General features: G+C 37.0%; 7 protein-coding genes. 6 read left to right on the forward strand and 1 reads right to left on the reverse strand.

The genetic code is table 11. The annotated features are described in order from the left end of the window. Both H5159_RS07740 and H5159_RS07745 read left to right on the forward strand, forming a co-directional pair. Complete coding sequence (locus H5159_RS07740) at positions 1-2,409, forward strand: fimbrial biogenesis outer membrane usher protein (RefSeq protein WP_182715989.1); 2,409 nt, start codon at positions 1-3, stop codon at positions 2,407-2,409. Next, on the forward strand, positions 2,399-3,250 hold the full coding sequence (locus H5159_RS07745) for a hypothetical protein (RefSeq protein ID WP_182712939.1): 852 nt from the start codon (positions 2,399-2,401) through the stop codon (positions 3,248-3,250). The genes H5159_RS07740 and H5159_RS07745 overlap by 11 nt, the downstream gene beginning before the upstream one ends. Here H5159_RS07745 and H5159_RS07750 read toward each other — a convergent pair. After that, complete coding sequence (locus tag H5159_RS07750; RefSeq protein WP_182780099.1) at positions 3,240-3,830, reverse strand: LuxR C-terminal-related transcriptional regulator; 591 nt, start codon at positions 3,828-3,830, stop codon at positions 3,240-3,242. The two genes, H5159_RS07745 and H5159_RS07750, sit on opposite strands and share 11 nt — an antisense overlap. 408 nt (positions 3,831-4,238) lie before the next feature. Here H5159_RS07750 and H5159_RS07755 point away from each other — a divergent pair, with 408 nt between their 5' ends. The 4 genes from H5159_RS07755 to H5159_RS07770 all read left to right on the forward strand — a co-directional run. Continuing rightward, complete coding sequence (locus tag H5159_RS07755; protein WP_182780100.1) at positions 4,239-6,461, forward strand: TonB-dependent receptor; 2,223 nt, start codon at positions 4,239-4,241, stop codon at positions 6,459-6,461. A gap of 265 nt (positions 6,462-6,726) precedes the next feature. Continuing rightward, the gene (locus H5159_RS07760) at positions 6,727-7,848 is read left to right on the forward strand and encodes a 4-phosphoerythronate dehydrogenase (protein WP_182780101.1); all 1,122 of its coding nucleotides are present in this window, start codon (positions 6,727-6,729) and stop codon (positions 7,846-7,848) included. Positions 7,849-7,896: 48 nt separating this feature from the next. After that, on the forward strand, positions 7,897-8,913 hold the full coding sequence (locus H5159_RS07765; RefSeq protein WP_024594855.1) for an aspartate-semialdehyde dehydrogenase: 1,017 nt from the start codon (positions 7,897-7,899) through the stop codon (positions 8,911-8,913). Positions 8,914-9,267: 354 nt separating this feature from the next. After that, positions 9,268-12,102 (forward strand): FimV/HubP family polar landmark protein (locus tag H5159_RS07770; RefSeq protein ID WP_310742393.1); only part of this gene is annotated, 2,835 nt, incomplete at its 3' end.

Here is a 12,102-nt window from a genome sequence, read left to right on the forward strand (position 1 = left end):
ATGCGAGTTCTATTATGTATATTTTTATTGAGCTTTACTCAATTATGTTATTCAAAAATTAACCCGTCTAAAAGAACCATCGAACTTAGCGTTGAGGCAGAACTGAATAAAAATGCTATTGGCAAAATAACTCTTGCAGTTGATCCAAATGATAATTTATCTCTTAAATGGAGTGAAATTAAAGTTTCGTTTGAACGACTTTTATTTTCAGAGGACTTTGATTCTTTAGAGTCTAAGGTTAATAAAAATATTATTGATACAAAAGCATTAGAGTTATTTGGATATAATATTTCATTCGATATGAGTGATTTTAGCTTAGCAATATCAGTACCTCTTACACTGACTCGCCCTCAACAACTAAGTTTAAAATCAGATTCGAGGAATTTAACAGCATCTGCACCGGCTAAACTGAGTGGATTTTTTAATGCTTATTCAAGTTATTTGTATCAGCAAGATAAAGGCGAGAATACAACAGATGACCTCTTAGCTATTCGCTCTGAAATGGTAGTGAGTTGGGAAGGGTGGGTTTTAGAAAACGAAGTGGAGTATTTATCTGAAGTAGCTCCTACTTCATCAAATATTAGGCGCTTAGGTACTCGTGTAATGCATGACCTACCGCTTAGTGGGCTTCGGATATCCATTGGTGATAATTATAGTTCAGGTAGTTACTTTCAATCAACGGCACGGGTACTAGGTATGTCGCTTTCACATGATTTTTCGCTAGTTTCTGACAGGCCTATTAGACCCAGCGCTTCACGTAGTTTTACCTTGGAGAGTCCATCCTCTGTTGAGGTATTAGTTGGCGAGCGGATAGTACAAAAACTTAATTTAGCCGCAGGTATATATTCTCTTGATGATATTCCCCTTAATGAAGGAAGCAATAATATTACTTTGAGGATTACTGATATAGCAGGAGTAGTCCGTTTTGTTGATTTTGATGTAACGACCGGTTTAGATCTTTTTGCTCAAGGGCAACTGGAATATGAGTTTCATTTAGGCGTTCCTTCACGCTTAGGTAGTGAGCTAGATTATGATTACGACGAGCCACTAGCTAGCTTTTATCTTGATTATGGCATTACACCTAGCTGGACAGCCGGTGCGGCAGTACAAGGTGATGAGTATTCTCAGCAGATTGGTTTTAAAAATATTTATGCAGCTACAGTTGGACAAATTGCGTTTGAAAATGCGATAAGTTTCAATGAAAAAACAGGTCATGCTTATCGCATTGTTTATAGTAACTATAGAAATCATAGTGATAATAACACTGACATTACGGTGGGTTATGAATACTCATCAAGATATTTTACAGGTCTTGGCTATCGACCTGATTCTCAATCTAGTTCTCACTTAAGAGAGCATTATATTCAGGCTAATTATAGTTTTTTTTGGGGAGAGAATACGCAAACATCTTTTTTTACAAGTTTATCAAGGTCATATGATGAAGCTCAATTTGATAAATCAGTTGGAGTTAGTTTTTCTGGTGAGATCGATAATAGCCAATGGAGATATAGTTTAGGTGGGCAATGGGAGGGTCTCGCTGAAGAAAGTCAATGGGATGTAAGGTTGTCTGTCACTTATAAGTTTTCTAATACTCGGCGGGCTAAATTATCTCATCAATCTAGGCAGGATAAAACACGCTTAGAATTCTCTCAAGATAGTAATCAGCGCTATGTTGGAGCTTTGAATATAAGAGCTGGGCTTGAAAAAAATGATCAAAATGAAGCTGTTTTTGATTTAAATACTCAATATAACGCGAATCGTTTTGTTATGAACTTTGATCATGGGAGTTTTTACGAGCAGTTTAATGAGGCCTCAGCTTACCATCAGAGCCGATTAAGCTTGGCATCAAGCATAGCATTTGCAGATAAGAGTTGGGCTGTTGGGAAACCCATATACGATAGCTTTGCTTTGATAGAACCCCACTCTAGCCTTAGAGGAAAAAAGATCACCTTGGGACAATATGAGGATAACTATAGGGCTGATAATGAAGACTTCGAAACTATTTTATTAAACGATATTAGTTCATATGCCTCAACCAACGTTACAGTCGATATTGATAACTTAGAGCCGGGGTATGATATTGGTTCTGGCATAATTACCCTTTACTCACCTTATCGAACAGGTCATGCAATCACAATAGGGACTGCTGCAAACATATCAGTGATTGCGACTTTGTATGATCAACAGAAAAAACCCTTATCATTACAAGTTGGTACTGCAATTTGTATCGATAAAAACAGCCAAAAAGAGCATACATTTTTTACAAATAAAAAAGGACGATTTGCATTAACAGGTTTAACCGCCTGTAATTATAAAATTACACTTAAGAATGCAGAAAAGTCACATTTTACGATTCAAGTATCTGAAGGTGAGCAATTACAGCGCAAAGGAGCTATTTATGTACAATAAAAAAGTAAGTTTATTATTGGGTGGTTTAGCACTCTTTATTTTTACGCCCTTAATTCATGCGCAATGCGCCGCTAGGTTCGATAAGATTGAACATATTTATGATGATTTTGAAAGCTACCATGCCTTACAGCAAGTAGACTCTAAGAAAGAGCTACGGATAAGCGTCACTAATGATGAAAGCTGTCAATTAGAACTCGTGCTAACAAGTGAGAATCAAGCTCAGCTAAAAGGGCAATTTCAAAGTATTCCTTACGAGATGCAGAGTATACAAAGTAAGTTAGTCAGCACATCAACTTTAAAGTTAAACTTTACTGATTCTTCGACGATATTGACATTAGTCCTACCGTCAGGAACACCAATTAAAGCAGGTATATACTCAGATAGGCTCCAAATGAAATTATATGATCAGGGGAGTAAGTTATTAGATGAGCGAGAATATAGTATTCAAGAAAATATTGCCCCTAGGACAAGTCTTTCTGTACTTGGGTATAATACATTTTCAAATACTATCAATTTGGGAGAACTAATTCCGAGTAAGGAATACACTATGTTACCTAGTTTACAAGTCGTTACTAATTCAGATGTTCAATTGTCTGTAAGTTCAGATAATAATGGGAAATTAATACATAGTCTCTATAGAGACAAATATGCAATTAATTACAGTCTAGATCTGGCTGGAAGTTGGCTTCAACTAGATAACTTATCACAACATAAATTTACATACTCAGGACAAACCGTTTATCTATTACCTTTAAAAATTCAATTAAATGATTTCGAAAGGCAAGCTGCCGGTGAGTATTCAGATACAATCAGGTTTCAAATAAGCCCGCTTAACTATTAATTTTATTTAAGTTTTTTTGACACCAAAGCAATGCTTGTTGCTTGTTTTTTACAGCGATTTTTTGATACACCTTGTGTAAATGTACACGAACTGTAGCTTCACTGATAAATAAAGTGTCTGCAATTGCGCTTGAATGTAAGCCAGAAAATAACAAGTTTAATACTTTCATTTCTTTGCAGGTTAAGTTATTTGATTGCAGCGCAGTTTGTTGTTCACTCGCTAGCATTTGTCTCATCCAACCATCAGTTACCGCACGTGGAAACCAAAGTTTTCCTTGTTCTATTGCTTCTAATCCTTGCTGCAGTAGTACTTTGTCAGTGCCTTCATAAAACAAACCTTTTAAATTAGGCCACTCTTTTAATGCCAAAACATCACCGTCTTTGGGCACGTCAAAAATAACGAGTCCTTGATGACCGTTTTTTAGCATAAACTGATTTATAAGTTCATGGTTTGTAATAACATTTAAAGCTTGGTAATTGACAAGTAGGACGTTGAAGTCAGCTGCAACACAAAAAAGTGATGTGTAATTTGGGCTGGTGAAGCATGTGGGGCTTTTATTGGCTGTATTTTCAATATTCATAATATTCTATCCATAGACTACATTTTAGCACTATATTCTTATTTTTAGTTAATTTCAATGATACCTGAATGTGTTTTAGCTCTTTTTTTATACACTAAAGTACATGTATGAGTATGTTTTATGCGCTCTTTAAAGTAGTATTTATGAGATTTTTTGTTTTAAAACAGTTCATTAGTGGGGCAAATATTAGAGGGGTTTATTTATGATAATTCATCTAAAGCTAACAATGCTTAAATTACTGTCATTTTCTATGAATTTATTTAAATAATTTATACATTTATTCACAATAATGTCATATAATACCTGTCCAGAGGAAAGATGCTATTTAGCGTCTTTTTTTATGCCTAAAATTTATATTATCAATATAAAAGCATAACAAAAATCACACGGTATCCTTTGGAGAATATTTTGAAACTACGCACACTCTCACAGTTAAGCCTAGCAATTGTCGCTGCACTATCTACTTCAGTAAATGCTGAAGAAGCTAAAACAACCGCAAAACAAGACGCGTTTGAAAAAATCGAAGTCACAGCTCGTAAACGTACAGAGAGCTTATTTGAATCTCCAACCGCTATCACATCAATTGGGGCGAACCTAATTGATAAAGCCAATATGAGTAATCTTGAAGATATTGGTAAATATGTTCCAAACTTAAACATCACCCGTTACGGTGTTGGTAATGCAGCACATGCGTCTGTGTTCATTCGTGGTATTGGTCTGCAAGATCACATAATAACTACTGATCCAGGTGTAGGCGTATACTTAGATGGCGTTTATTTAGGTCGTCAAATGGGTTCTAATTTATCATTACCTAATGTTGAGCGTGTTGAAGTGCTTCGTGGTCCACAAGGTACTTTATATGGTCGTAATACATTAGGTGGCGCTGTAAATGTAATTACAAAGCAACCTGGTGATGAAGGTATTGTAACTACTTCAGCTAAGCTGGGAAGTCGTGGACGTATTGCTGGTGATGTTTATTTTAATAACTCACTAAACGATGAACTAAGTATGTCTGCGAGTGCATCTTACAAAACACGTGATGGTGTTGGTAAAGCTGTTAATTTAGCAAATCCAGAGAAAGAAATTGGTGAGGAAGAGGAATTCAGTGGTCGTGTAGCCCTTAAATGGCAAGCGAACAGCGATTTAGCATTCACTTTTGCTTTAGATGGAGTTGATAACGAGTCAGGTCAATCGCCTTACACAATTGAATTAACTGACCCGCTAGATGCAAATGATGTGTTTAATGGCGACTTCCCATTATTGACTCAAGATTTAATTCCATCAGACCCTGATGATTTAGGCACAACCGTTGCAGGTATTGAATCAACTTCTTACTCAGGTTGGGGCACATCGTTCTCGGCTGATTGGGCAATTAACGATACTTATACTACTAAATTTATCTCAAGCTACCGTACATCTGAGTATGAAGGTGGCCTAGATGACGATGCATCACCTTTAAACTTATCTGAGTTTCCAGAAGAGGGCGGAGCTGATCAGTACTCGTTTGAAATTCAACTAAATGCAACATTTGATAATATGGACTTTGTGTCAGGCCTTTACTTTTTTAATGAAGATGGCTTTACACGTTCAGGCCCATTTGTATTCAGCCCATTTAATACACCCAATGGCTTATTGAATGACGGAGTAACAGAATCATTTGGTGGTTACGGCGATTTTGAAATTAACCAAGAAACTAATTCTTACGCAGCCTACTTTAATGCAAGCTACGATTTAACTGACGATTTAACGGTAGGTGGTGGTCTTCGTTATTCAAAAGATGAAAAAGATGCAAATGCTATATTCCCATCATTTCCTACTCGTAAGTATGTAAGTGCAGATTTTGATGCAGTTACGTGGGATGTAAATGCATCTTATCAGCTTAGCAATAATATGAATGTGTATGGCCAGATTCAAAAAGGCTACCAAACAGGTGGTTTTCCACCGCGCCCATTTGGTGGACCAGACCAGTTTGTATCATTTGACGAAACGAAAGCGATTAACTACGAAATGGGTCTAAAAGGCCAAGTACACGAAAATGTATCTATGATGCTTGCGGTATTTGTGACTGATTACACTGATTTAGCATTACCGTTTTCAGACCCAACAGCAGGTGGCGGTTTCGTAACAATTGTAGAAAATGCGGGTCAGTCTAAAGCACAAGGTATTGAGCTTGAAACAACCGTCGCTATTACAGATGACTTTACTATTCGCAGTGCAGTTGGTTATTTAGATTCTGAAATAACAGAAGTGGCTGAGGGTGTACAAGGTATAGGTAAAGGCGATTCACCAGCACTAACACCACGCTGGACTGTCATGGTTGCACCTTCTTACTTTATGGATTTAGAGAGCGGCGCAACACTTGCATTTAATGCTAACTATTCGTACCGAAGCGAAATGCAAGGGCAATCAGTTTATAACCAAAGTGAGACAATTGACTCTCGTGAACTAGTTGGTTTTAATATTTCCTACACTAATCCATATGGCGATATGGAAGTTACACTGTATGGTGAAAACGTTCTAAACGAAGTTTACGACGTTGGTCGTCTTCAACAATCAGGTTTTGTTGGCGTAATGCGCAGTAATGATCGAAGTGAATTTGGTTTGAAATTCAAAAAAGATTTTGAGCTATAAACTAAAATCAAGTAAATAAAATATAATGTAATTGAAGTTTATTTTGCATAATAAAGGCCGAATCATGCTGTGATTCGGCCTTTGTGTATTCAATAGTAAAGTTATTATTCGCATCGTTTAAATTCCTAATTTAAATTGCTGATTTAAAACAATCCACATCCCCATTTTTGAGTGTTTGTATTAACTAAAATGCGCCTTTTTAGTTTGTGTAAAGGCTAGGTTGTTCGCTACAATGGCGCCTCTCAATTGCCAAACGGACTCTGTAATGAAAATTCTTGCCGATCAAAATATGCCTTTAGTTGAGCAGTACTTTGCAGACTTTGGTGAGGTTGGGCGTTTTGATGGTCGTAAATTAACGCCTGAACAATTAATAGATGTAGATGTTCTTCTTACTCGTTCGGTGACAAATGTTAATCATGAACTTTTGGTACAAGCTAACAAGTTGAGCTTTGTAGGTACTGCCACAATCGGCATTGACCATATTGATACGCAATTACTGCATGATAGAAATATTGCTTTTACAAGTGCACCTGGTTGTAATGCTGTTGCTGTAGCTGAATATGTAATTAGTAGCTTATTTGCATTAAGCCAAGAAAATGCGCGTCCATTGTGTGGTCAAACAATTGGTATTGTAGGGATGGGCAACATTGGTACATGTTTGGCGCAAAAATTAAAAGCATTAAACGTAGTTGTACTGCTGTGCGATCCGATTAAGCACGAACAAGGCTTATTACAAGAGCATGTAGCGCTTGATGAGTTATTAGCGCAGTCAGATGTTGTTACTTTTCACGTTCCCCTTGTTAAAAGTGGCGAGCATAAAACACTGCACATGATGGGTAAAGAGCGTTTAAAGGCACTTAAGCCAGGAACCACGCTAATTAATGCAAGCCGTGGCGATGTAATTGATAACCAAGCATTACTTGAGGTAATGGAAGCTGGGGCTGATTTAGATTTAGTACTTGATGTATGGGAGAAAGAACCCAATATTTTAACTGAATTACTAGAGCATGTTCGTTACGCTAGTGTGCACATTGCAGGGCATACACTTGAGGGGAAAGCTCGTGGTACACAAATGTTGTATCAAAAACTGTGTCAGCTCAAAGGTGTTGAGGCGATTAAATCGTTGGATGATTTTTTACCAACACCAGCCGTTACAAATGCAACTGTTACGCAAAGCCTTAATGAGCAAGATATTGCCCGTTTAGTGCATTTAATTTATGACGTTCGCCGCGATGACGGAATATTACTTCGTCGTCTAGAGAGCGACGGCTTTGATAGTTTACGTAAAAACTATCCAATAAGGCGAGAATTTAGCACTTTATTTCTACAAGGTGATAGCTCACAACTAGCAGCACTTAGCCAGCTTGGCTTTAGCATAGCTGAATAATTATTTAACTAACGATGTTGTTTTAATGTCGTTTATAGAGGAAGAAATATGTCGCAAAAATATAACGTTGCCGTACTTGGCGCTACTGGTTTAGTAGGCCGTCAAATCATTGAAACGCTAGCAGATCGTAAGTTTCCTGTTGATCAGCTTTTTTTACTTGCTAGCAGCCGCAGCGCAGGTGAAGATATAAAGTTTCGTGGTGAGACCATTGAAGTACTTGACGTTGAAGGCTTTGACTTTAGCCAAGCGCATATAGGTTTGTTTTCTGCTGGTGGCAGTGTATCTGAAAAATATGCTCCTATTGCTGCTGAAGCCGGCTGTATTGTAATCGATAATACATCGCACTTTAGAAATGATTTTGAAATACCACTCGTGGTGCCAGAAGTTAATGCTTCAAGCCTAGCTGATTTTAGAAATCGTAATATTATTGCTAACCCTAACTGTTCAACTATTCAGATGATGTTAGCACTTAAACCAATTTATGATGCTTACGGAATAGACCGTATTAATGTATCTACTTACCAAGCTGTATCGGGTGCAGGTAAAGACGCGGTTGATGAACTTGCAAAGCAAACAGCTAATTTGATGAATGCACGCCCTATGGATAATAAAGTATTTCCAAAGCAAATTGCATTTAACGTTATTCCTCAAATTGATAGCTTTGAAGATAATGGCTATACGCGCGAAGAAATGAAAATGGTAAACGAAACTCATAAAATTTTGGGTGATACCACTATTGCAGTGAACCCAACGTGTGTACGTGTTCCCGTATTTTTTGGGCACTCAGAATCAATTAATATTGAAACGCGCATGCCTTATGACTTTGAACACGTTAAACAACTTTTAAAAGACGCGCCTGGTGTCGAGCTAATTGATGATGAAGGTGACTACCCAACAGCAGTGTCTGACGCTAGTGGTAACGATACTGTGTATATAGGTCGATTACGTGCTGATATTTCTCATCCTCATGGATTAAACATGTGGGTTGTAAGTGACAACACTCGTAAAGGTGCTGCAACTAATAGCATTCAAATTGCAGAAGAGCTTATTGCCAATTACATGTAATAGTTAATTGCGCTAAACATGCTTTTGAAGCGGTAAACAGTAGTTGTTTGCCGCTTTTTGTTTATATGGCTTGTCAAATTTTTGCCGTTTAATTTTAAAAATACAAAAACTGATTGATAACACTCAATAAATTAATATTTATAAAGATGTTTTAAGGCATTTATTTTCAAGGTGTTGCGATGGATATTACGCTCTAACTGGTTTATAGTTTGTAATTGGAATAGAGCTTGCAATAAAAATAGATTGTAATAATAAATGCGAGTCAGTCATTTGGCTGATAATAGCAATAATAAACAATATTTATGCACTTAAGTTTTAGGTGTTTTATTAATATTTAAATATTAAAGGATCAGCATGCGCGGTTTAGCTACACTTATTATATTAGCGTCTGCATTGATAGTAACGCCAGTTTACTCTCAGGACAGTACCCAATTAAAGGGGCCTAAAGGCGTTGACTATGGTGCGCAAGGGCGATCAATTGGGCCAATTAAACCAACTGATACGCTTTGGCGTATAGCAGCTAAAGTGCGCCCAGACAATTCTGTCAGTATTTATCAAGTTATGCAGGCTTTGTATAACAAAAATCCCGATTCATTTTTAGAACAAAATCTTAACCACATTCAAAATGGTGCCTATTTAAAAATCCCTACCTTAGCCGAAATAAAAGCTGTAAATACGCAGCTCGCAAAGCAACGCTCTGAGCAAGATGATGCATTATGGGAAAAGAAAAAAAATGGCACGCTTACACAAAGCGAAATTAACTCAGCGCAAACAAAAGTAACTCAAGCGCGTAAAATTGATGTAGACGATGCTAAAAAAGAGATACAGAAAGAATTAAATGAAATAAAAACAGAGCAAGGTACTAAGCTTGTTGAGTTACAACAACAGTTTAAAAGCTCAGTTAGTAATGTAGAAGAGATTTTAGTTGAAAATAATAATCTTAAAAAACAGTTATCAGGAATATCTAAAGAGCTCGAAAACTTACGTTTGCAATTAGGACAAGACAGCGAAATTCAAAATCAGTTAAAAGAACTCATCGTTAAACAAAACGAGATTATTGCCCAACAAAAAAAACAAGAAGTAATACCAAAAGAGTCATTTGATTTTGGCTCATTATTTTCAAACCCCATAGTACTGGGCTTGTTAATGTTTATTCCTGGGTTACTGATTATTTTTGCAATCGTTATGTTTTTACGCAAACGAGCAAGTAATCAAGAAGAGCCGCAAAACGATGATGACTTTTTACCACAAACCCCAACTTATACTGGCGATGATGATTTAGGCCCAAGCTTAAATGACGATCCAATTGTACCTGACCCTTTAGATGACTTGAGTGTTCAATTAGATGATAGTCTCGAAAGTGATATGTTGCCTAATGATGATTTAGACGACGGCTTAGATGATTTTTCTGGCGACGAAAATTTACTTGATCAGGATGAGCTCGAAAGCTTGCTAAGCGATGACATTGTTTTTGATGATGAAAATACCGATGACGATGATGAGCTCGATATTTTTATGCAGCAAGGGTTTGATCAACCTTCAGATGAAAACGCTGAAGATATAGATTTAGACTTATCTGATGACTCAATTAACAATGATGAAATCCTAACTAATGACGATTTAGATAGCTTGTTTGATGAAGACGATAGTCTACCTGAGTTTGATGCACCGCAAACAAGCGAAGCTTTAGAGGATGACAGCTTAGAATCTCATGATGAAATGGCGGCTTTAAGTGAAGAGCTTGCAGATGAAGATAATTTTGATATAGATGAATTATTAGATCAAACATCAACAGAATTAGATACCTCAAATAACACTTCAGCTGAACTTGATACAAGCGACGACTTTGATTTAGACGATATAGATAGCTTAATTGATGAGGCGAATGACCCAAAAAGTGATGTGGTAGATGACTCACTTGATGCAGAGTTACTCGACGAAGATGAACTTCTAGAAGAAAGCGACGACTTTGATTTAGACGACATAGATAGCTTAATTGATGAGGCTGCAGTTGATACTGCAGATGACTCATTAGTTGAGGAAAGTGACGACTTTGATTTAGACGACATAGATAGCTTAATTGATGAAGCAGCAGTTGATACTGCAGATGGCTCATTAGCTGAGGAAAGTGACGACTTTGATTTAGACGACATAGATAGCTTAATTGATGAGGCTGCAGTTGATACTGCAAATGATTCATTAGTTGAGGAAAGTGACGACTTTGATTTAGACGACATAGATAGCTTAATTGATGAGGCAGCAGTTGATACTGCAAATGATTCATTAGTTGAGGAAAGTGACGACTTTGATTTAGACGACATAGATAGCTTAATTGATGAGGAAGCAGTTGATACTGCAAATGATTCATTAGTTGAACAAAGCGATGATTTTGATTTAGACGACATAGATAACCTAATTGATGATGAAGTAAAAAATTCAGATGTAAGAGATTCAGAAATTGATAATGCATTGGCAGACTCAGTTGAGGATTTAGCAGATGCTCAAGAAGAATTAAATGTTGATGATATTGAGTCGCTTGCTTCATCATTAAATGAAGAGCCCGAGCTTGACGATGAGCCTGAACTTGCAGAAGAACCTGAGCTTAAAGAAGAACCTGAACTTATAGATGTAACGGTTGATGATTTTTCAGATACATCAGAGTCGCTTCTTGATCCTGAAGATGCGCTTGAAGAATATACAGATGATACTTTAAAGAGCGTTGATGAGCTTTTAAATGAGCTACAACAAGCGACGGATGATGACTATATAGAAACACCAGATTGGTCTTTAGATGAGCTTGAAGACGATCTTGAAGAAATAGAAGTAGATCTTGGTGACGATCCGTTAGCGGGCGACGATGACTCAGATCTTACAAAAATTGAAGAGCAGCTTGATAGCGATCTTATAACGCCAAGTGAAGAGTTAGATGAATATCCTGAACTTGAATTAGACGATGATCATTCATTATTGGAGAATGAACCTTCGTTTGAGCCGCAAGAACCTAAAGAAAATGCACCGAGTGAAGAAAATGCAGTAGCACTTAGTCAAACAGAGAAAGATCTCGCAAATGCGCTTTCTGAAAATGCTAACTTAGATAGCTTAGAAGATGATTTTGATGATGAACTATTAATTGATAATGACTTCTCTGAATCAGAAGCTAAGGTTGAAGACGAGTCGTTTGATGATGAT

Source organism: Pseudoalteromonas sp. SG43-1 (assembly GCF_014164415.1).
Taxonomy (GTDB): Bacteria; Pseudomonadota; Gammaproteobacteria; order Enterobacterales; family Alteromonadaceae; genus Pseudoalteromonas; species Pseudoalteromonas distincta.